The 19,125-nt window shown below is 72.4% G+C and carries 21 protein-coding genes; 11 read left to right on the plus strand and 10 right to left on the minus strand.

Annotated elements, in window-relative coordinates; translation table 11 throughout:
- Window positions 1–57: 57 nt before the first annotated feature.
- Entirely contained in the window at window positions 58–432 is a 375-nt protein-coding gene (locus AB0C21_RS06400; RefSeq protein ID WP_500203006.1) for a winged helix-turn-helix transcriptional regulator, read from the minus strand.
- Between the two features lie 78 nt (window positions 433–510).
- Here AB0C21_RS06400 and AB0C21_RS06405 point away from each other — a divergent pair, with 78 nt between their 5' ends.
- From AB0C21_RS06405 to AB0C21_RS06415, 3 genes are all read left to right on the plus strand, one after another.
- Complete coding sequence (locus AB0C21_RS06405) at window positions 511–921, plus strand: RidA family protein (protein WP_500203007.1); 411 nt, start codon at window positions 511–513, stop codon at window positions 919–921.
- Window positions 922–1,001: 80 nt separating this feature from the next.
- Entirely contained in the window at window positions 1,002–1,568 is a 567-nt protein-coding gene (locus AB0C21_RS06410) for a TetR/AcrR family transcriptional regulator (protein WP_500203008.1), read from the plus strand.
- A 115-nt stretch (window positions 1,569–1,683) separates the two neighbouring features.
- On the plus strand, window positions 1,684–2,919 hold the full coding sequence (locus AB0C21_RS06415) for an alkyl sulfatase dimerization domain-containing protein (RefSeq protein ID WP_500203009.1): 1,236 nt from the start codon (window positions 1,684–1,686) through the stop codon (window positions 2,917–2,919).
- 127 nt (window positions 2,920–3,046) lie between these two features.
- Here the strand turns inward: AB0C21_RS06415 and AB0C21_RS06420 are convergent, their stop codons facing one another.
- From AB0C21_RS06420 to pgfA, 3 genes are read right to left on the minus strand one after another with little or no spacing between them, the layout of a single operon-like run.
- Window positions 3,047–4,198 (minus strand): serine hydrolase domain-containing protein, encoded by a 1,152-nt coding sequence (locus AB0C21_RS06420; RefSeq protein ID WP_500203010.1) that lies wholly within the window; start codon window positions 4,196–4,198, stop codon window positions 3,047–3,049.
- Between the two features lie 5 nt (window positions 4,199–4,203).
- Window positions 4,204–5,334, minus strand: a complete 1,131-nt coding sequence (locus tag AB0C21_RS06425) for a DUF1254 domain-containing protein (RefSeq protein WP_500203011.1) — start codon at window positions 5,332–5,334, stop codon at window positions 4,204–4,206.
- A 43-nt stretch (window positions 5,335–5,377) separates the two neighbouring features.
- Window positions 5,378–6,454 carry a cell envelope lipid trafficking protein PgfA gene (gene pgfA, locus AB0C21_RS06430; protein WP_500203012.1) on the minus strand — a complete coding sequence of 359 codons (1,077 nt, stop codon included), beginning with the start codon at window positions 6,452–6,454 and terminating at the stop codon, window positions 5,378–5,380.
- Between the two features lie 156 nt (window positions 6,455–6,610).
- On the opposite strand from pgfA, the gene AB0C21_RS06435 reads away from it, so the two are divergent.
- From AB0C21_RS06435 to AB0C21_RS06445, 3 genes are all read left to right on the plus strand, one after another.
- Window positions 6,611–8,035 (plus strand): MFS transporter, encoded by a 1,425-nt coding sequence (locus AB0C21_RS06435; protein WP_500203013.1) that lies wholly within the window; start codon window positions 6,611–6,613, stop codon window positions 8,033–8,035.
- A 149-nt stretch (window positions 8,036–8,184) separates the two neighbouring features.
- The gene (locus tag AB0C21_RS06440; RefSeq protein ID WP_500203014.1) at window positions 8,185–9,243 is read left to right on the plus strand and encodes a hypothetical protein; all 1,059 of its coding nucleotides are present in this window, start codon (window positions 8,185–8,187) and stop codon (window positions 9,241–9,243) included.
- A 1-nt stretch (window position 9,244) separates the two neighbouring features.
- Window positions 9,245–10,534, plus strand: coding sequence for an outer membrane protein assembly factor BamB family protein (locus AB0C21_RS06445; protein ID WP_500203015.1), 1,290 nt, complete (start codon window positions 9,245–9,247; stop codon window positions 10,532–10,534).
- A gap of 66 nt (window positions 10,535–10,600) precedes the next feature.
- Here AB0C21_RS06445 and AB0C21_RS06450 read toward each other — a convergent pair whose 3' ends face one another.
- Window positions 10,601–10,885 carry a MerR family transcriptional regulator gene (locus AB0C21_RS06450; protein WP_149260171.1) on the minus strand — a complete coding sequence of 95 codons (285 nt, stop codon included), beginning with the start codon at window positions 10,883–10,885 and terminating at the stop codon, window positions 10,601–10,603.
- Between the two features lie 803 nt (window positions 10,886–11,688).
- Window positions 11,689–11,976 carry a hypothetical protein gene (locus AB0C21_RS06455; protein WP_500203016.1) on the minus strand — a complete coding sequence of 96 codons (288 nt, stop codon included), beginning with the start codon at window positions 11,974–11,976 and terminating at the stop codon, window positions 11,689–11,691.
- 349 nt (window positions 11,977–12,325) lie between these two features.
- Here AB0C21_RS06455 and AB0C21_RS06460 point away from each other — a divergent pair, with 349 nt between their 5' ends.
- Both AB0C21_RS06460 and AB0C21_RS06465 read left to right on the plus strand, forming a co-directional pair.
- A complete protein-coding gene (locus AB0C21_RS06460; RefSeq protein ID WP_500203017.1) occupies window positions 12,326–12,712 on the plus strand; it encodes an STAS domain-containing protein in 387 nt (128 codons plus the stop codon).
- A 35-nt stretch (window positions 12,713–12,747) separates the two neighbouring features.
- Window positions 12,748–13,353 carry a GAF domain-containing protein gene (locus tag AB0C21_RS06465; protein WP_500203018.1) on the plus strand — a complete coding sequence of 202 codons (606 nt, stop codon included), beginning with the start codon at window positions 12,748–12,750 and terminating at the stop codon, window positions 13,351–13,353.
- A 144-nt stretch (window positions 13,354–13,497) separates the two neighbouring features.
- Here the strand turns inward: AB0C21_RS06465 and AB0C21_RS06470 are convergent, their stop codons facing one another.
- Complete coding sequence (locus AB0C21_RS06470; protein WP_500203019.1) at window positions 13,498–13,725, minus strand: hypothetical protein; 228 nt, start codon at window positions 13,723–13,725, stop codon at window positions 13,498–13,500.
- A 278-nt stretch (window positions 13,726–14,003) separates the two neighbouring features.
- On the opposite strand from AB0C21_RS06470, the gene AB0C21_RS06475 reads away from it, so the two are divergent.
- Entirely contained in the window at window positions 14,004–14,207 is a 204-nt protein-coding gene (locus tag AB0C21_RS06475; RefSeq protein WP_067460243.1) for a cold-shock protein, read from the plus strand.
- A gap of 171 nt (window positions 14,208–14,378) precedes the next feature.
- Entirely contained in the window at window positions 14,379–15,839 is a 1,461-nt protein-coding gene (locus AB0C21_RS06480) for a DEAD/DEAH box helicase (protein WP_500203020.1), read from the plus strand.
- A 100-nt stretch (window positions 15,840–15,939) separates the two neighbouring features.
- Here the strand turns inward: AB0C21_RS06480 and AB0C21_RS06485 are convergent, their stop codons facing one another.
- The 3 genes from AB0C21_RS06485 to AB0C21_RS06495 all read right to left on the minus strand — a co-directional run bounded on the left by AB0C21_RS06485 (window position 15,940) and on the right by AB0C21_RS06495 (window position 18,249).
- The gene (locus tag AB0C21_RS06485; RefSeq protein WP_500203021.1) at window positions 15,940–16,365 is read right to left on the minus strand and encodes a DUF6114 domain-containing protein; all 426 of its coding nucleotides are present in this window, start codon (window positions 16,363–16,365) and stop codon (window positions 15,940–15,942) included.
- On the minus strand, window positions 16,356–17,021 hold the full coding sequence (locus AB0C21_RS06490) for a DUF6230 family protein (RefSeq protein ID WP_500203022.1): 666 nt from the start codon (window positions 17,019–17,021) through the stop codon (window positions 16,356–16,358). The genes AB0C21_RS06485 and AB0C21_RS06490 overlap by 10 nt, the downstream gene beginning before the upstream one ends.
- A gap of 238 nt (window positions 17,022–17,259) precedes the next feature.
- The gene (locus AB0C21_RS06495) at window positions 17,260–18,249 is read right to left on the minus strand and encodes a hypothetical protein (RefSeq protein ID WP_500203023.1); all 990 of its coding nucleotides are present in this window, start codon (window positions 18,247–18,249) and stop codon (window positions 17,260–17,262) included.
- 264 nt (window positions 18,250–18,513) lie between these two features.
- Between AB0C21_RS06495 and AB0C21_RS06500 the strand changes: the two genes are divergently transcribed.
- On the plus strand, window positions 18,514–19,080 hold the full coding sequence (locus tag AB0C21_RS06500; RefSeq protein ID WP_500203024.1) for a hypothetical protein: 567 nt from the start codon (window positions 18,514–18,516) through the stop codon (window positions 19,078–19,080).
- The last annotated feature ends 45 nt before the right edge of the window (window positions 19,081–19,125 follow it).

Below are 19,125 nucleotides of genomic sequence, written 5' to 3' on the forward strand. Positions count from 1 at the left end.
GTTTGGAAAACGGACCGCAAATTCCTGATTCAGGTCGGGTGTCCTGCCGCCGGCCTCTCAGGTGCCCGCCTCGTCCTCCCTCTCGTCGAAGGCGTCGCGGGCGCGTTCGATCTCGGCCATGTGCTCCGATGCCCACGCCAGCAGCACGTCGACGGGATGCCGGAGGGTCTTGCCGAGCGGCGTGATCCGGTACCTGATCGCCACCGGGCGCGTGGAGAGGACCTCGCGCTCGACCACGCCGTTGCGCTCCAGCCGCCGGAGGGTCGCGGTCAGCGACTTCTGGGTGACCGCGGGGACGGCCCGGCGCAGCTCGTTGAAGCGGCAGGGGCGCTCGCAGAGCTCGTTGAGGACGCTGAGCGACCACTTGTCGAGCACCTGGTCGAGCAGCTCGCGGTGCGGCGCGTCGATGCGCAGTTCGTCGTCGGTATCCATGCCGAAACCTGGTCTCGTTGAAGTGCCTTTTGGTTACTAAGTAGCTTACAGATACCTAAACCGACGAAGGAGAGAACCATGACCGTCCAGTACCTCTCGCCCGAGGGCATGATGCAGCCGACCCCGTATCACCACGTGGCCGTCGGGACGGGGGCGAGGCATGTGCACGTCAGCGGGCAGATCGCGCGCCTGGCCGACGGGACGCCGGTGGCGCCCGGCGACCTCGCCGGGCAGGTCGCCCAGGCCCTGCGGAACACCGCCCTCGGGCTGGCGGGAGCGGGCGCGTCGTTCGCGGACGTGCTGCGCCTGACGTTCTACGTGACCCGCTGGAGCCCGGAGAAGATCGGCGACTTCATGGCCGGCGTGGAGGGCGTCGCCGAGGAGATCGGGCTCCGGCTGCCCATGCCGCCGGCGTCCCTCATCGGCGTCGAGCACCTCTTCGAGGACGACGTGCTCGTCGAGGTCGAGGCCACCGCGGTACTCGACTGATCCCGGGCGGTCGGCGCACGCGGCGGAGCGCGAGCACGCGCTTGCACTGGGGGACGGGGGCCTGCTCTACTGGCGGTGTCATGGGGACGGCCCACTCAACTCAGCGTTCGCGTGGCCCGGAGCAGACCCGGAGGGCGATCACCGAGGCCCTCCTCGATCTTCTGCGCGAGTCCGGCCGGGTGCCGACCGCTGCCAGCATCGCCACCCGGGCCGGAGTGTCCCGCCGAAGCGTCTTCGTCCACTTCTCCGATCTGGACGAGTTGTACGTGGAGGCCGGGCAGCGGCAGGCCGAACGGCTGCTCGCCACGGTCGAGCCGATCAGCCCCGACCTCCCGCTTCCCGAGCGCATCGAGCGGTTCGCCGGCCGGCTAGAACGGATCTACGAGACCATGACGCCGGTCCGGCGCGTCTCGATCGCCGCCTCCACCTCGGGGGTGGTGGCCGGGCTGATCAACGAGGGCGACGAGTGGCTGCGGGGGATGCTCCGCGAGGTGTTCGCGGCGGAGTTCGCCGGACGCGACCCGCTGCTTCCCGACATCGTGGACGCCGCCGTCAGCTGGGGCGCCTGGTACCACCTGCGGCGGCTGAGCCTGGAGGACAGGCGCCGCTGCTTCCGCGAGCTGCTCACCACGCTGATCCCGGCCTGACCTCCGCCCCGGCCGCAATCCCGCTCCTCGGCTTCCATCCGCCTGCGCGCACGCGTTCCGGCGCTTTTCCGGGCGCGCACTGGCAACTTTGCACTCTGAGTGCAATAGTGGGTCCATGCTGATGCGATACGCGGAGCGGATGTGGCACGGCGAGGTCGGGATGGAAGGGTTCTTCAACGGCGACGTCCCCACGGGAGTGGCCTTTGAAATCGCCGGCGGGGTCGCCGTGGTGCCCGCGTTCGCGAACGTCACCGCCTTTCGGACGGGCGAAGGGCTGGTGCTCTTCGACACCGGGGCCCCGAACACGGCCAGGAGCAACTATCAGGCCATTCGGGACTGGTGCCCCGACCCGGTCCGCTATGCCGTCTACTCGCACGGCCACATCGACCATGTCTTCGGCGTCGGCCCCTTCGACGAGGAGGCCGACCGGAGCGACGGGGAGCGTCCCGTCGTCATCGCGCACGAGGCCGTCAAGGCCAGGTTCGAACGCTACGCGCTGACCAGGGACTACAACCGGGCGGTCAACGCGCGGCAGTTCGCGAACCCGAGATTCCGCTGGCCGGAGGATTTCCGCTACCCCGAGATCACCTATCGGGACGAGCACCTGCTGCGCGTCGGCGACCTCACCTTCGAGTTGCGGCACGCGCGCGGCGAGACCGACGACCACACCTGGGCGTACGTCCCCGAGCGGAACATCATCCTGGCCGGCGACCTGTTCATCTGGAACTCCCCCAACTGCGGCAATCCGCAGAAGGTCCAGCGGTATCCGGCCGAGTGGGCGGCCGCGCTGCGGGCCATGGTCGACCTGGACGCGTCGCTGCTGATCCCGGGACACGGCGCCCCCATCGCCGGGAAGGACCGCGTCCGCACGGCGCTGACCGATGTGGCGGAGTACCTGGAGTCGCTGGTCTCCCAGACTCTGGAGCTCATGAACGGCGGCGCGCGCCTGGACGAGATCATCCATGCCGTGCGGGTTCCGGAGAAGCTGGCCGCCAAGCCCTACCTGCGCGCCGCCTACGACGAGCCGGAGTTCATCGTCCGCAACATCTGGCGCCTCTACGGAGGCTGGTGGGACGGGGACCCGGCCGCGCTCAAGCCGCCGCGGGCGGACCGGCTCGCCTCGGTGCTGGCGGAGCTCGCGGGCGGTCCGCACGGCCTCGCCGCCCGGGCCCGCCGCGCGCTGGACGACGCCGAGCCGCGCATCGCGGCGCGCCTCATCGAACTGGCGCGCCAGGCCGCCCCGGAGGACGAGGACGTCGCGGACGTTTACCGCCAGATCTTCACCACGCTCGCCGACTCGGCCACGTCCCTGATGACGCGCGGCATCTACCTCGCGGCCGCCAAGAGCTGAACGCCGCCCCCCGCAGCGCGAAGGCGCCGCCCCCAGGTCACGGGGACGGCGCCTTCCGCCATCGGGGCCGCGGGCTCGCCGCCGGGCCTGCCGGCCGGCCGCCGCGGCCGCCGACTCACCACCGCGGTTACCGGATCACGGCGTCGGTGACGACCTTGGATGCCTCGGCGGGGCCGAACGTCGGCGGCTTGGGCCGCGGTTCGGTCTTCCCGAGGCGCACCACGACGGTCCTGGTCTCCGGATCGATCTGGATGAGCTGGTTGCCGAGCCCGAGAGCCCAGTACATCCGGGGCGGAGCACCCGGCACCAAGGGGCCCCGCGCGGCCTCCGGCGCCCGCGCTCCCCCGAGGTCGGTCGCCGCGACCGGGCCCCGGATGGCTCCGGGCCGGTTGAGCCACCAGAGGTATCCGTAGGCCGCGTTCAGCTTCGTCGACGGGCGGCCGGTGGCCGCTTCGACATAGGCGGCGGAGACGATCTGCCGGCCCTGCCATTTCCCGTTCTGGAGCATCAGCTGCCCGAACCGGGCCATGTCACGGCAGGTGGAGGTGATCCCCATGAAGGTCTGCGTGTTGCCGGCGCGATCGGTGCCCATGGCGGTGCGGCTCATGCCCAGCGGGTTGAACAGCCGTTCCGCTGCGAAGCGGGAGACGTCCTTGCCGGTGGCCTCTTGCAGGACGCGCTGCAACGTCTGGATCGCGGAGTTGTTGTACACCCAGACCTTGCCGGGCTCGTGCTGCTGTTTCAGGCCGACGGCGAACTTCGTGCGGTCCCGGGACCGGAGCAGGCGCCGGTAGTCGGTCTGGAAGCTCCATTCCCGGCCGGAGACGTTGCTGAGGAGGTCGCGGACCGTCACCTCCTCCGCGGAGGTCCCCTTCCACTCGTCGATCCATTTCGACGCCTTGTCGTCCAGGCTCAGGGCGCCGTCGTCCTGGGCGATCCCGACGAGGACGCTGGTGAACGACTTGGTGGCGGACCATACCGGCTGCGCCTTCTCCCGGCGTCCCTCGGCGAAATACCATTCGCCGGCCAGCTTCCCGTCGCGCGCGACGGCCAGGCAGTCCGACTTTCCCTTCTTGGCCACCGCCGCCGCGTTCTCCAACTTCGCCGGGTCCAGACCGGCGGCCGCGGGCGCCGTCGTCTCCCAAGGAGACGGATCGGCCCCCCTGGTCGCCGGATCGGCGGGCGTTCCCGCGTCGCCGCCGAGTCCGGTCGAGCACCCGCCGGTGAGGAGGGCGGCGGCGAGGGCGGCCCCGAAGAGGCGGTTCGTTCTTCCCGACATCTGGATCATCCCGCGCTCCCGGTGTGCGGCACGGCGCCCTGGACGTCCCGCAGGGCGGCGAGCCCGACTCGTTCGGCGGCGGGCATGACCGGGGCGTCCGCGAGCAGCCAGCGGAACAGGACCCATCCCTCGGGATGCCCGGCGGTGTCCAGCCAGTTCGGCACGCCGGGATCGGTTCCGGAAACGACGACTCGGACGTTCCCCTCCGGCCCGGACGCCGCGGTGCGGGCGTTCAGCGACGTCCGCCGCGTCCGGTGGTCCAGGGACTGTCCCCATCGGTTCGCCAAGTGGACCCCCCAGTAGCGGCATTCCGGAGGCCGCACGTCGATGACGAGCGCCTCCCCTTCGTCGAGCGAGTACCAGCAGACCACGTAGTCGTTGTCCGGCGTTCGGTAAGGACCGTGCTCGCCGGTCGCGACGAAGCGGTTCGGCGTCGCGCTCATCCCGTCCGCCCGCTGCGCCGCCAACGACGCCGCCGCCTTGACGAACGTCGCCGTCGTGCGCGCGGTGCGAGCGAAGCCGTGATCGTTCAGCGGCGGATCGGGGGCCGGCTCGTCCAGTGCCTCGATCCGGTACCGCGCGGGCACCTCCGCGTCCCGGTCGAGGAAGTACTGCCGGGCGATCACCGCCCGGGACCCGGCGTCGGCGCGGAGCCAGTCGCCCGGGACCTCCTCGGGCGAGAGGATCACCTCGAAGTCGCCGCCGGGCGAGAAGCGGATGTCCCGGTCGGACAGGTTGACCAGCCGGGTCGTCCCGTCCCGCCCCATCGCGGAGTACACGCAGAACGCGAGGTAGGCGGACGTCCCGCGGTTCCCCCGGATGCGGTACCGCGACGCGCCGCCGAGCACCGCGATGTCGTAGTCGGTGTCGGGGTTGTCGAAGAAGAACTTGCGCACGGGTGTGACGCCGGGCAGGAAGACCGGATGCCGGGAGCGTCGCAGCGACGCCCGTTCGAACTGGTCGGTCAGGACGTTGAGGAGGTAGCCGAATCCCTCCGCCACGTCGACGGCCGGCATGCCGTCCGCCGGTCCCGCCACGATCTCGCCCGCTTCGGCGAGCGTGTCCAGGAGTTCCCGCCAGGCCGCGATGCTCTCTATGGGACGGGAGCCGTCCGTCGTGGGGGGTGGTTCGGTCACTGGTGTGCTCTCTTTCGTGCGGGCAACGGTGCGGTGCGCGTCGTCATGCGTGCTTCTCGGGCTCGGGTGCGGGCTCGCGCGGGAGCGGAGGTGCGGCGTCCGGGCGGGGGCGCCGCGCGGCTCGGGCCATGAAGTAGGCCGCCGCCAGGAGCGCCGCGCCGAGGCCGGCCGAGGCGAGCGGCAGCACGACCCGGAGCAGCACGATCGTGCGGGCCGTCCGGTCCGCCCGGATCGCCCGGTCCCGCCGGTCGGCGTCGGACAGCCTCAGGACGAGGTCGGCGACGACCAGCCGATCGACCCCGTCCTTGGTGCGGAGCAGCGTCCGGCTCTCCTGCCGCTGGTCGATGCGGGTTCCGGTACGCGGGTCGACCCAGGCCGTGACCGTCCCCTCGTAGACCTTGTCCACCGCGACGTCGCCGCGTTCGGCGTCATAGCCGGGGAATCCGGAGCGGGGCTTGTCCAGGTCGAGCAGCGACGCCGGGACCCGCGTGGGGGACGGGCCGACCACCGTCGGTTCGGTGCGCTGGACGAACTTGTAGACCCTGACGCCCTGGACGCGCTCGACGCCGGCGAAGACCATCGCCCGGCGCGTCCGGGTCTTGGTGTCGAAGACGTGGTAGGTCCGCTTCCGCACGCCGATCGGCCAGAAGGGCCCGATCCCCGACTGCCGGACGCGCGTGTCGCCGTCCACCGCGGCGCCGCGCGCGTTGACCAGCCGCGCCGTCCGGCGGTCGAAGGCCACCCGCTGCGACTGGACGTCGATCTCGGTCCCGGTGTCGGCGTCCCCGATCCAGGTGAAGGAGTCCCAGACGGCGGTCCTCCCGTCGCTCGCGCGCACGTCGCCGCGGAGCGTGTTGACGGCCGTGATCCGGGCGCCGCGCCTGACGGTGCCGCTCCTGCCGTCCAGGTACGTGGCGTCCTCGGCGTGCAGCGTCGTCCGCTGGTAGACGTCCGCGGGCGCGACGATGATCCGCGGCGCCACCTGGAGGCGCAGGAGCGGCGCGAGGGTCAGCAGGAACGCTCCGGACGCGACGGCCGCCGGGCCGAGGGCGCGGGGCGGCCTCATCCCGCCGCCCCCCGTCCGGGGCGCGCGGCCCGACCCGTGGTCATGAGCTCGCATCTCGACATGGAACCGACTATTGCACTCCCAGTGCAAATGCGCCACTATTCATCGCAAGGACCTCACCGAAACGGCTGCCGAGCGCGGACCGGCCCGGCTCGAAGGCGGGGGCGGAGGGTGCCTGATCGCCATGCCCGCGGAGTATGGGAAAGGCAAATGATCAAGGACTACTTCGACATCCGCCGAGCGGGGAGCCCGGTGCCGAATCGGCGTTCCACCCGTCCGCCGGACGGCCGCGCGCCCTACGGGTGGAAACCCCTGGCGGTCATCGCGACGGCCGGGTTCATCGACCGTTTCGAGCATCAATTGCTCCCCGGCGTGCTCCCTTTCATCCAGGACGAGTGGGGCCTCAGCGACACCACCGCCGGGCTGCTGCCGCTGGGCGGGGCGCTGGCCGCGATCACCCTGACGCCGCTGGCCGGATACCTCACCGACCGGTACCGCCGCACCCGCATCCTCACCGTCATCGTGCTGTGCTGGGCGGTCGCCACGCTCGCCTCCAGCCTCGCGACCGGGTTCGGGATGTTCTTTCTGATCCGGTTGCTGCTGGCGAGTTCGGAAGGCTTCTACGGCCCTCTCTCCGGTAGCCTCCTGGCCGATTTCTATCCTCCCCGGAGCCGGGCGAAGGTCTATGGCTGGAGAGGCCTGACGCCCTATCTCGCAGGCGTCGGCGTGGTGGTGGGCGGGGTGCTGGCCCAGCATTTCGGCTGGCGCGCCGCCTTCGTCATCGCCGCCATTCCCGGCCTGGTCGTCGCGGCGCTGTGCGCGCGTTTGACGGAACCGCCGCGCGGCCTGCTCGACCGGACGGCCGGCACCGTCCCGCGCCCGCTCGACGGGGCGGCCGGCACCGCGCCGGACCCGCTCGACGGGATCGCAGGCGAGGACGATCGGCCCCCTGCCCCGGAGGCCGGTTCGGACGCCGCCCCCACCGGACGGCGCGAGCACCCGCGCTTCCGCCGGCAGCTCCGGCAGGTGCTGGGGACCCCGACGATCGCGCTGCTCTCGGCCGCCCTGGCGGCCCTGGCGTTCGGTCTCTCCGGCATCTCCTACTGGACGCCCAGCCTGATCCACCGCGACCACGGCGTGGCCGAGGGCCTCGCGGCTTCGGTGAGCGGCGCGGTGACCGTGGTCGGAGTCGTGGCGGGCGTGATGGCCGGAACCTGGCTCGGCCGCCGCTGGAACGACCGGCGCGGCGGCGGCCGGCTGCTGGCCGGAGGCACCGGGATCGTGGTCGGGGGCGCCTTCCTCGTCGCGGCGATCTCGATGCCCTCGGTCTGGGCGCTCGCGGCGCTGCTCCTGCTGTCGAAGGCGGCCATGGCGATGGCGATCCCCAACCTCACCGCGTCCATCGCCGACGTGCTGGCCGCGACCTCGCGCGGTCTCGGCTTCGCCGTCGTGCACGTGTTCGGCGCGTTCGGCGTCGCCTTCGGACCGCTCGTGGTCGGGGTGGTCTCGGACGCGACCGGCTCCATGGTATCGGCCATGTACGGGCTGGCCGTCCCGCTGCTGCTGGGGGGCCTGCTGACGATCACGGCGCGGCTGACCTTCGAACGCGACCGGGGCCGCGCCCCCGCACTCTGACCCAGCCCACTGCGACCACGCCCACTCCGGCATCCCACGCCCGATTCCCCTCCGAGCGCTCGCACGCCGCACGGCGCGCCCCGAGCCCGTCTCGTCCTGCCTGGAAGGCGCCGGCCTCCAGGCGGGCCCACCCCCGAGGAGGCAGTCAGATGGAGAATCCGCTACGAGGAACCAACCCGAAGACGGCGGCGATCAGAGGGTCGATCCTCGTCCTGATCACCGCGGTCGCCATGCTCGTCGGGCCGGCTTCCGGCGCGCTCGCGGCGGCGCCCACACCGCCCCCGCAGCCCGCGTCCGGCCCGGGGGGCGCGGACTACCGGTGGTCGGCCGCCACCGTCCGCAGCGTCACCTTCACCGACCACACCAAGGACTACTGGGTCTTCGAACCCTCGGGCTGGCAGGGCGGCGGAACCGCGCCCTCGGCCGCACCGCTGGTCGTCTTCCTGCACGGATGGACCGCCGACGACCCGAAGTACTACCAGGACTGGATCGACCACCTCACCCGCAAGGGCAACGTGGTCGTCTTCCCGCGCTTCCAGACGAGCGCGCTGACCCCGCCGAAGGAGTTCGCGGCCAACGCCGTCCACTCCATCAAGGACGCGCTGGCCAGGTTCCCCGCCGACGCGCCCGTCAAGCCCGACACCTCCGGGGGCATGACGCTCGTCGCCCACTCCTACGGCGGGCCGACCGCCGCCAACATCGCCGCCCGCTGGTCGGCGGAGGCGCTCCCCCGCCCGAGCGCGGTCCTGTTCGCCATGCCCTACGACAGGTCCATCGACGCGTCCCTGGCGGGCATCCCGTCCACGACCAGGATCGGCTGTGTGGTCGCGGACGAGGACACGACGGTCGGCCGCACCGGCTGCGACGCGATCTGGGACCTGACCGGGCACGTGCCGGCGAGCAACCGCAACTACCTGTGGATGTTCAGCGACGCGCACGGGTCCCCGGCGCTCACCGCCGACCACCGGGTGCCGAGCAGCAACAACAGCGCGTCCGTCCTCGACGCGCTCGACTGGAACGGCCTCTGGAAGCTGGGTGACGCCCTGCGCGACTGCGGGCTGTCCGGCACCGACTGCGACTACGCGCTGGGCGGCACGGCGCGCCAGACCTCGCTCGGGACGTGGAGCGACGGCGTCCCGGTCCGGCCGCTCGCGGTGTTCACCTCCAAGCCCGCCTGCCCGGCCGGCAGCGGCGCCAAGGGCTGCTGACATGCCGGCCAAGCATGTCGGCGGGGCGGCTCTGGCGGTCCTGCTGCTCGCCTCGGTGGCCGCGTCATCGCCGCCTGCTCCGCCTCGCCGGATGGACCGGCCCGCCTCGGTTTACGGGGCGGGCTGGTCCACCGCCCACGCGGACGCGGGGAACACCGACTACTCGCCGGTGGTCGGCGCGCGCAAGCTGACCCCGGCGTGGCAGCGCGGCTTCTCGGGCAGCATCTACCTGGGCGCGACGAACGATGCCGCCGGCCGGGTCTACGTGACGACGAACGGCACGGGATGCCACCTGCACGCGCTCGACACGGCGACCGGAAAGACGGCCTGGTGCTCCGGGGAGGTCGATCGCGAGGCCATCGCGTCGTCCGCTCTCCTCGACCGGGACGGGCGGATCTACCTGGCCGACGGCGAGGCGATGCACTCCTTCGACGCCGACGGGAACCTCCGCTGGGAGACGCCCATCGTCGGAACGCCGCTCTCCGCGCAGTTCACCCCCGCGGGCAACCTCATCTTCATCACCCACATCGGACGCGTCTACGTACTGGACCGGGAAACCGGCGAGCCCGTCCTTCCGCCCGTGGAGCTCATCCCAGGCGCGCCCGACACCGACGACACACGGGCCTGCATGCGGGGCACGGCGGAATGCCCGTCCTCCAACACGCTCGCGGTCGATCTCGCCACCGGACGCATCTTCTTCACCTTCTGGGACAAGGGCGCCCCGGCCGCCGACATACGGGCGATGCGGCTGACCGAGGGAGCCGACCCGTCGATCCGGCCGTTGTGGAGGAACGAGTCGCTGCCCGGCGGGAGCGCGACGAGCCCGGACCTGTCCGCGGACGGAGCGCGCCTTTACGTCGGCGACAACGAGGGCGGAATCCACGCACTGGACACCGCGACCGGCGCCACGATCTGGAGCCATGACACCGGCTACGCGGCCGGCGGCAGCTCGTCGCTGTCCCCCGCCGGCCTCATCATGCCGGCGGGCGGCGGGGACGGCGCCCTGATGGCGATCAGGGACGCCGGAGACCGGGCCGAGCGGGTCTGGACGAAGGAGGGCGTGGTGAACCGCGGCATCCCCGTCCAGGCCGCGGGAGGGGTCGCCTACGCGACGGTGTCGGCGGCACTCGGCAACGACCTCGTCGTGGTCGACACCGCGACCGGCGCCGAACTCGACCGGGAGCGGCTGCCCGGGGCGACCCTCTTCTCCGTCGGCACGACCGTCGCCCCCGACGGGACCGTCCTGGTACCGACCATCACGGGAGAGCTGTTCGCGTTCCGGCCCGGCTGATGCCGGGACGCCGCCGTCCTCGGGCCCGTCCGCGCCATACCGCGCGGGGGCCCGAGGGTGCGGTTGCTACGCCTGGTCCTGGGGCGGGGGTTGGGCGGCGCGTTCCCGGCGCAGGCGGGCGTTGATGCGCTGGGCCTCGGCCAGCTGGTCTTCCAGGATGATGATGCGGCAGGCCGCCTCCAGCGGGGTGCCCTGGTCGACCAGGTCGCGGGCGCGCTGTGCGAGGCGCAGCTGGTAGCGGGAGTAGCGGCGGTGGCCGCCGGACGAGCGCTGCGGGACGATCAGCCGGGCGGTGTCCAGGCTGCGGAGGAACGCCGGGGTGACGCCCAGCATCTCGGCGGCGCGGCCCATGCTGTAGGCCGGGTAGTCCTCGTCGTCGAACTTGTCTTCGAGCCCGCCGGACTCTAACGGCGTGGACGCCTGCGGTCCGAGCGGGTCTGGCTGGTCGCCGGTCCGGGCCGGCTGGGGTGCTTTCACAGAACCTTCCGTACTGCCGTGGGATCGGCAGGCGGCGACGCGACAGGGGCCCCGGCGCCAGACTGCGGCGCCGGGGCCCAGAGGTACAACACCATCCACCGGCGCTAGTGAGCCGGTCTTCCGCGTCGGCCGACCACATGCCCGTCGGGACGCGGGGATCGCGAATGCGTGACCGTAGACCACCGTCCAATCTGTGGAACTCCGGTACCCGCGCGGCGTGACTGGAGCCTGCTGCGGGCGATCCTGATGGCGCCGAAACCTCCCTTCCTCGACATCACTACCTGTACTGCGTGTACTACCTGTACTGCGTGTACTGCGTGTTTTCCGTGTTCTTCTGCTTCCGGCGGCTCTGCGGCCACCGGCCCGACCGGCTGCCAGGGCCCCTTCCACTGCGTCGGCCCCGGCACGTCCGGTCGGCGTCATCCACACCTTCCGGCAGTTCGTCCTCTGCCGGTTCTCATGGACCCGTCTCTCTTCGATGACAGGAACACTACCCCACGTCGGTTCGAAAATCTACATCGGCCACTACAGAGTTTCGTAGATCACAACTTGCCGGTTCCTGTCGCCCATGGAGACGGCTTCGGCTAGCGGAGGGGCGGAGATCAGGCGAGAGCGGCCTCGGCCCCAGGCGGCCCCCGGAGACGCAGAGCGAGGTGCGGCCGTCGCCGGTGAGGGGCCTAGAGGTCTTCGCTCGTCCAGCTCCAGACGCCGTTCTCGTGCCGGGCGCGGACCAGGCGCGCGCCGCTGGAGTCCGCGAGCTCGGCGATCAGCCGGACCAGCCGGCGGTGGAAGTCGGCGGGCGGGCGGCCGCCGCCCGAGGAGCCCTCCAGCAGCGTCACGTTGACCTTCGCCTCGTCGCGGAGCTGCACGGTCAGCCGGCCCGTCCTGTCCATCCGGAGTATCACGATGGCGTCGGCACGGATCATGTCGCTGCCGTCGGCCGCCGAGATCCACACTTCGCTCATGAGCGTTCACTGCCCGGATCGGAGGCCCGTACGCTCCACGGCGCACGTCTTCACGGAAAGGCGTAGACTCCTGGTGGACGAGGGGTTCTCGATGCGGGCGGCCAAGCCGGCGTCCCCCTGTCTCCCCGCTACTCGGTCTCCTTCGAGGCCAGACAGGTCGGCGCCCATGACGCCGTTCCATCGTCCGACCCGAACACGGACGCCCGTTCTCAGCGCCGAGCCCGCCGAGGCCCCCGAGCCCGCCACGGTCACGCGCCCGCCGCGGCCCCGGCCGAGCCCGTCCGGCTCCCGCCGCCGCCGGCCCGTCCATGGCATGCGCGCCACGCACACTCCTGATCGGAGCCCCAGCATGCAGACCGCAGACACCGCCTCCCCCGAGGCCGGGCTGCACCGCGAGCAGTTCGCGGAGCACACCGTCATCGCCATCACCGGCGATCTCGACATCTCCTCCGTGCCGGCCCTGCGCGGCCGTCTGGACGTCGCCCTGCGGGACGCCGGCGCCCACGTGGTCATCGACCTGTCCGGGGTGACGTTCTGCGACGCGTCCGGGCTGGCCCTGCTCACCGGAGCCCGCCGCAGCGCGGAGCCGGCGGGCACGGCGATCGTCCTCGCCGGCCCGCGCCCGCACATGGTCAGGCTCCTGCGCGTCAGCGGGCTGTCCCGGGTGTTCGCCGTCCACCCCTCCGTCGACGCCGCGCGCGTCTCCGGGGCGGGCCCCCGATCGGCCGCGGCCTGACCGGCCCGGGCGGAGAGCGAGGACGGGATGGCGACATGACGGCCGAGGACACGACCGGCTGGGGCGCCGCCGGGACCGCGCCGAGCGAGGCGGACCGGCGGCGGCTCGCCGCCACGTTCGACCTGATGAACGCGGTGGTCCTGGAGGGGACCGGTCCGGCCGGCATGCTCGCCCTCGTGGCGGCGCGCGCCCGTGAGCTCGCGCACGTCCCGCTGGCGTTCATCGCCCTGCCCGGTGAGGACGGCAACACGCTGCGGATCGAGGTGGCCGACGGCCCCGGCGGCGACCGGGTACGCGGGCTGACCGTGCGGCGGGGACGGTCGATGCTCGGCCGGGCGTTCACGTCCCGGCGGGCCGTGTCCGCGCGGATCGCCGCCGACCAGACGCTCACCGGCCTTCCGGCCGGTCCCATCCTGATCCTGCCGCTCGACACGGGCGAGGCCACCCGGGGAGTGCTCGCCGTCCTCGGGCGGGTCGGCGCGGAGCCCTTCAGCCCGGCGACCGCGCGCCAGATGCTGCTGTTCTCCGATATGGCCGCCCGGCTGATCGAGGTGGCCGGGGCCCCCCGTCCGAGCGCGCCGCCGGGGGCCGCCGGGGAGGTAACCGCCGTACCCTCCGCCCGGCCGGCCTCGTCCGCCTGAGGGCGGTTCGGGGGCGGGCCTCACCCGCCGGAAAACCGGCGCCCGCTCGTGAAGACCGGCCCTGCGGGCCTATCGGGGGCCGGACGGCGACGCTCGCCGATTCCCTGGATTCGGGCTGTGCCGCGCCGCGCGCGCGGCGGTTTCTCAGAGCCTGAAAAGCTTGGTGAACGGTGAGAGGATCTTCACTTTCTGGTTGCCGAAGTCGACCAGGACGGCACTCCCGGGCTCGACCTCCAGGACGCGACCGAGGCCGTACTTGTCGTGCGTGACCTGGTCGTCGAGGGTGAACTCCTTGGCCGGCGGAGCGGCGGCCGGAGGTGCGAAGGGGCTGGTGGGCAGGTGTCGCCGTCTGGCGGAGCCGGTGCGTTTCACCTCCTCATTATGCGCGTACCGGACGGTAGACCGGAAGGCTTCCCGAAGGTCGGCCAGGTAAATCCTTACGCGGGGGGCGCCCTGCACGGGATTCCGGTCGGCCCGGCGAATCCTGTGGTAGCGTGGTGGGCAGTTGCGGTTCCCATAGACATGTGCGTGCGCCTGTTGGATCTGACCTCAGGCGCACTTTTGTTTTTTCTGGATCTTCCGGATGGGCCATCGCGGCGTCCGTCCGCGCACGGTGTGCGGACGGGAACCGACCCCCTGAGGGAGACATCATGGCCACCGGCACCGTCAAGTGGTTCAACGCTGAAAAGGGCTTCGGCTTCATCGAGCAGGACGGCGGCGGCGCCGACGTCTTCGCCCACTACTCCAACATCGCGGCCCAGGGCTTCCGTGAGCTCCAGGAGGGCCAGAAGGTGTCGTTCGACGTCACGCAGGGCCAGAAGGGCCTGCAGGCGGAGAACATCGTCCCCGCCTGATCGCCGCGTAGGCGGTGCGCGGCCCCGAGGGCCGCGCACCGCGTCGCTTTCTCGGGGCGCCTGATCCGCGCCCATCTCTCCTGCGGTCCGCGGAAGAACCTCCGCCGGGCCGCTTTTCGGTTCGTTCTTGAGAATCCTCCGCCCGGGCTCCCGCCGAGCCCGCGGTCCAGCATGACGGAGCACTTCCTCGACACGACCGTCCCGAAGGAAGGCTTCACCATGCCCCGCGCCCCCCGAGGCTCCCGGCCTCGCCCCGCACGCCGTCCGGCGAACCGTCGGCGTCCCACCGCCGAGGCCGCGCCTCCGGCCCCGGCTCCAGAGTCGACGCCCGGCGCCGCTCCCGTGGAGTCGTTCGCCGAAATGCCGATGCCGGCGCCGATCCAGAAGACGCTGGCCGGCCAGGGCGTGACCGCCCCGTTCCCGATCCAGGCCGCGGCCCTCCCGAACGCCCTCGCGGGCCGGGACGTCCTCGGCCGGGGACGCACCGGGTCCGGCAAGACGCTCGCGTTCGGGCTGGCGCTGCTCACCCGCACCGCCGGTCACCGCGCCCAGCCCCGCCGTCCCCTCGCCCTGGTCCTGGTCCCCACGCGGGAACTCGCGCAGCAGGTCACCGGCGCGCTCGAGCCGTACGCGGAGGCCGTGGGCCTGCGGATGACCACCGTGGTCGGCGGCCTGGGCATCACGCGCCAGGCGAACGCGCTCGCCCGCGGCACGGACGTCCTCATCGCCACCCCCGGGCGGCTCGCCGACCTGATCGAGCGCGGCGACTGCCGGCTCAGCGACGTGCGCATCACGGTGCTGGACGAGGCCGACCAGATGACCGACCTGGGCTTCCTGCCGCAGGTCACCCGGCTCATGGAGCAGACCCCGCCGGACGGGCAGCGGATGCTGTTCTCCGCCACGCTCGACGGCGGCGTCGACCGGCTCGTCCGCCGGTTCCTCAGCGACCCGGTCACCCACTCGGTCGACCCGCCGGCCGGCGCGGTCACCGCCATGGAGCACCACCTGCTGCACGTCAGCGAGGACGACAAGCACGAGACGACCGTGCACATCGCGTCCCGCGAGAGCCGCGTCATCATGTTCGTCGGCAAGAAGCACGTCGCGGACCGCCTCGTCCGCAAGCTCACGGCCCGCGGGGTCAGCGCCGCCGCGATGCACGGCGGCAAGTCGCAGTCGCAGCGCAACCGCGCGCTGGACGGCTTCCACCGGCAGGACGTCACCGTGCTGGTCGCGACCAACGTCGCCGCCCGCGGCATCCACATCGACGAGCTCGACCTCGTAGTCAACGTCGACCCGCCCGCCGACCACAAGGACTACCTCCACCGCGGCGGCCGCACCGCCCGCGCCGGAAAGGCGGGGACCGTGGTCACGCTCGTCCTCCCCGACCAGCGCCGCGAGATGGACGACCTGATGGTCAAGGCCGGGATCACCCCGAACACCGCCCGGGTGCGCCCCGGCGACGCCGACCTGGCGCGCATCACCGGCGCCCGCCCGCCGGCCCGCGCCGCCGCGGCCCCGCCCGCCGCACCCCGGAAGCCGCGTCCCGCCGCCTCCGGCTCCCAGCGCGGACGCGACCACGCCCCCACCGGGTCCCGCAGGCCGCGCCGCCGCCCGTCCTCCCTCAACACCTGACGCGGACACTCGCGCTTCGTTCGGCGACCACCAGAGCCGTTCGTCCGTGAGAGCCCGCCGGGACCTGGTCCCGGCGGGCGCCACCGCCGGGACCAGGGGTTCACGGGGCGGGCGGCCCCTGCTCGTCGGCGGGCTCGGGCCCCGGGGTCCAGGCGAAGGCGAGGGAGCCGCCGGTGAGGGCGAGAAGCATGCCGATGAGGAAGCCGCCGAAATTGGTGTAGAGGAACGAGGCCAGGGCGGCGAGCGTGATGACGACGGCGAGCAGGGCGTGGTGGCGGGGCCGGCACCACAGCAGCAGACCGGCGGCGGTGATGATGCCGCCGAGCAGGAACCCGGCCAGCCCCGCGGTTCCGGGCAGGGACAGCACGGTGTACAGGTCGGCGGGCAGCAGCAGGATGGCCGCGCCTCCGGCGGTGGCCAGCAGGCCGCCCCAGAATGGCCTCCCGCGGCGCCAGTCCCTCCAGCGCCGCCGCTGGACGCGCAGGCTCCCGTAGAGGCTGGGCGGGGTGGCGGTCTTCAGAAGCACTCCTTGACCTCCCGTCCCATGGTCATGGTGATCCCGGCGAGTTGCAGGCCGCTGGCGGTGACCCAGCGGACCTGTCCGTGGATGCGGAGCCTGAGGTCGGTGGCGGTGATGGGCAGGGTCCCGGGCGGCCCGGTCTGTACCGGGATGTCACCCAGCCCTCTGACCTTCGTGGTGCCGCCGCGGCCCAGAGCGATCGTGCCGCCGGCGACCTCGACATCGTCGATGGATTCCAGGGCCAGCTGGAGTTCGCTGAGCCGCAGCCGCTGACCGGGCTCGGTGGTGATGCGCATCGTCCGGGGCCCCAGGGGGCTGGAGACCTTGCCCGAGGCGCAGATGCCCTCGCCCCAGGTGTCGCGCAGCGCCACCGCGACCACGGTGCGCCGGTCGCCGTCGCGGGTCTGGAAGAACCTCGGGAAGGAGCCGCCGGCGTTGGTGGACAGCCGCGCGATGCTCAGCTTGATGTCGGTCTTGCCGCGCAGCGCGGCCGACACCGGCAGCGCACCCGTCAGCATCCCGACGGCCATGACGGCGGCCACGGCCAGAGCGGGCACCTGGATCGCGGCGAACCGCCGCCACCGGGTCCGGCCCGCGCCCCGGGCGGCGCCGGGGGTGGACGCGGCATGACGGCGCCACCACCGCAGGTTGATGAACCACACCCCGCCACCTTGGACAAATCCAGCTAGAATGTCAATGCCACGAACATGACCGACCAAGATGTCCGACTTTCGCGGCCGGTGTGTTCGAACGCTGGACATCCGGCTTGTTAGTGTCGGCGGCGTGAACACTCCGGTCCGGGCCGACTTCCAGAGCCGCGTACGCCTCCAGCTCCGCCGCGACGCCCTGGACACCGCGTACAAGCTGATGACCGGCGGTCGACGTGGACCCGGACGTCCTCTACGCCGGGGCCTCCTCCACGCCCAGGTATCCGCCCGTGTAGTCGATCAACTCTTGGACGTGCCCGGCGATGCGCCGGGGACATCCTTCGCGGTCGTCCGCACGCGCGGCGTCCGGGGTCATCGCCCGAGCGAGGCGCGGGACGTCGCGGGTCCCGATCTTGGGGTGCGGCTCCGGGTGCGGGCACGGCCGGTCGAGCGCCGAGAGGTCGAACGTCCGGAGGCTTTCGCGGTAGAGGGCGACCACGCCGGGGCGGGCGGAGCCCCAGACGCAGTGCTGGGCCTGGTGGCTCACCGCCAGTGCCAGCGACGCCCGTTCTCCGGGAGGCGCGTCGCCGAGCAGCCGGCGTGCCGCCCACAGCGCCGCCCACTCGGCCGTGGGATCGATGGCGCTGCTCTTCTGCCGCTCGATGTCGCTGATCAACGCGTCGAGGTCGGCCCTGCCGTCCCCCGTCAGGAAGCGCTCGTCCAAATGCTCGGTCGCCGGGGCCTCGAAGCGCTCGGCCCGCACATTCTCGAGGTCTTCCTCCGCCTCGGCGGCCAGGCCCGCGAGGAGACCGGGGCAGGCGTAGGCATCGACGTCCTCGTCGGGCGGCTCCCAGGCCGGGTCGTCGTCGGCAGACCACGCCTCTGGATCCCCGATGCGCACGACGACGTCGCCCGCCTCTTCGGGGTCGTCGCCGATCCGCGGATGCTCGTGCTCGCCTGGCGCCGCACAGCCCGTGGCCTCCAGCACCGTCCGGGCCCGTCCGGCCGCCTTGATCAGGCCGTCGACGAGCGCGGCATCGGTGACCTGCCACTTGACGTACCAGCGGCTCGCCCAGAGCGCGACGGTCAGCGCCCGCCCGCTCCTGGACGCCGGGTCGCTCTCCACCTCGGCGGCGATCCGGCCGAGGAGCTCGAAGGGATTCCCGTAGGGATAGCCATGGAGCATGCTCGCGAGCTCGCGGCCCAGGTCGGCGTAGTCGATCGCGTCCTCGTCGGTTTTCATTGATCAAGGAAATCAGCCCGACCAGGTGCACCGCCCAGAAGTCGCCCGAACGCGCTCCCTCCACGCGCGACACGCGCCACGGCCGGGGGGCGTCGCGTCGCCGGACCCTCCAGAGCCGGACGCCCGTGCGGACGCAGGCGACAGCTGCGGCGGCGCGGCTTTCCGCCCTGGGAGCCAGCGGGTTCGCCCGTACGGGGGAGGCCGCGGACCGAGAGGCTCGCGATCTTGGAGTGACACCCGAGTCGTACTCACGAGGAGGCCGCCGTGGCCCTGACGACCTTCCGCACGTTGACGGCCCTGGGGGCGGTGGCGGTGACCGCGGGCCTGGCCGTGTCCGCTTCACCGGCTACGGCCACCACCCGGGAGGCGAGCGTGACCGGGGCGGGGCGGATCTTCTACGCTCCGGCGCCCGACGATGACGTCCGCTTCACCTTCGACGCGCACGCCGTCTCCGCCAGAGGCGGGCAGACCCCTCAACCGGTCGATGCCCGGGGCACGGTCCGCGTCTACCACCGGGTCGCCGCCCAAGGGCTCGCCGTCTGGGCCGAAGGCGAGGTGAACTGCGTGATGACCAGCGGCCGGGCCGCGACGCTGACCGCCATCGTCACCAGGACCTCGCCCGAACTCGGCGGCTGGATGGGCAAGCACCTCGGCTTCACCGTCTTCGACGGCGGAGCCGACTCTGGGCGCAGCCACGACCAGATGGGCTCGACGGGCCCGGTTGACACCCTGCCCAAGTGCATGGCCGGGGATAGCCCGTACGCCCCGGTCATGGCGCCCGCCCCGTTCTTCACACTGCAGGCCGGCAACTACCGCGTCAAGCCCGGCTGACCGCCTCCACCTCCGGCGTCGCCCGCTTCGCGGCCACGGCCCGGG

It is taken from the genome of Spirillospora sp. NPDC049024, from assembly GCF_040649235.1.
Classification (GTDB): Bacteria; Actinomycetota; Actinomycetes; order Streptosporangiales; family Streptosporangiaceae; genus Spirillospora.

Coding starts and splice junctions, on each gene's coding strand:
- AB0C21_RS06400 (WP_500203006.1), bottom strand. CDS start 432: ATGGATACCGACGACGAACTGCGCATCGACGCGCCGCACCGCGAGCTG.
- AB0C21_RS06405 (WP_500203007.1), top strand. CDS start 511: ATGACCGTCCAGTACCTCTCGCCCGAGGGCATGATGCAGCCGACCCCG.
- AB0C21_RS06410 (WP_500203008.1), top strand. CDS start 1,002: ATGGGGACGGCCCACTCAACTCAGCGTTCGCGTGGCCCGGAGCAGACC.
- AB0C21_RS06415 (WP_500203009.1), top strand. CDS start 1,684: ATGCTGATGCGATACGCGGAGCGGATGTGGCACGGCGAGGTCGGGATG.
- AB0C21_RS06420 (WP_500203010.1), bottom strand. CDS start 4,198: ATGTCGGGAAGAACGAACCGCCTCTTCGGGGCCGCCCTCGCCGCCGCC.
- pgfA (WP_500203012.1), bottom strand. CDS start 6,454: ATGCGAGCTCATGACCACGGGTCGGGCCGCGCGCCCCGGACGGGGGGC.
- AB0C21_RS06435 (WP_500203013.1), top strand. CDS start 6,611: ATGATCAAGGACTACTTCGACATCCGCCGAGCGGGGAGCCCGGTGCCG.
- AB0C21_RS06440 (WP_500203014.1), top strand. CDS start 8,185: ATGGAGAATCCGCTACGAGGAACCAACCCGAAGACGGCGGCGATCAGA.
- AB0C21_RS06445 (WP_500203015.1), top strand. CDS start 9,245: ATGCCGGCCAAGCATGTCGGCGGGGCGGCTCTGGCGGTCCTGCTGCTC.
- AB0C21_RS06450 (WP_149260171.1), bottom strand. CDS start 10,885: ATGGGCCGCGCCGCCGAGATGCTGGGCGTCACCCCGGCGTTCCTCCGC.
- AB0C21_RS06455 (WP_500203016.1), bottom strand. CDS start 11,976: ATGAGCGAAGTGTGGATCTCGGCGGCCGACGGCAGCGACATGATCCGT.
- AB0C21_RS06460 (WP_500203017.1), top strand. CDS start 12,326: ATGCAGACCGCAGACACCGCCTCCCCCGAGGCCGGGCTGCACCGCGAG.
- AB0C21_RS06465 (WP_500203018.1), top strand. CDS start 12,748: ATGACGGCCGAGGACACGACCGGCTGGGGCGCCGCCGGGACCGCGCCG.
- AB0C21_RS06475 (WP_067460243.1), top strand. CDS start 14,004: ATGGCCACCGGCACCGTCAAGTGGTTCAACGCTGAAAAGGGCTTCGGC.
- AB0C21_RS06480 (WP_500203020.1), top strand. CDS start 14,379: ATGACGGAGCACTTCCTCGACACGACCGTCCCGAAGGAAGGCTTCACC.
- AB0C21_RS06495 (WP_500203023.1), bottom strand. CDS start 18,249: ATGAAAACCGACGAGGACGCGATCGACTACGCCGACCTGGGCCGCGAG.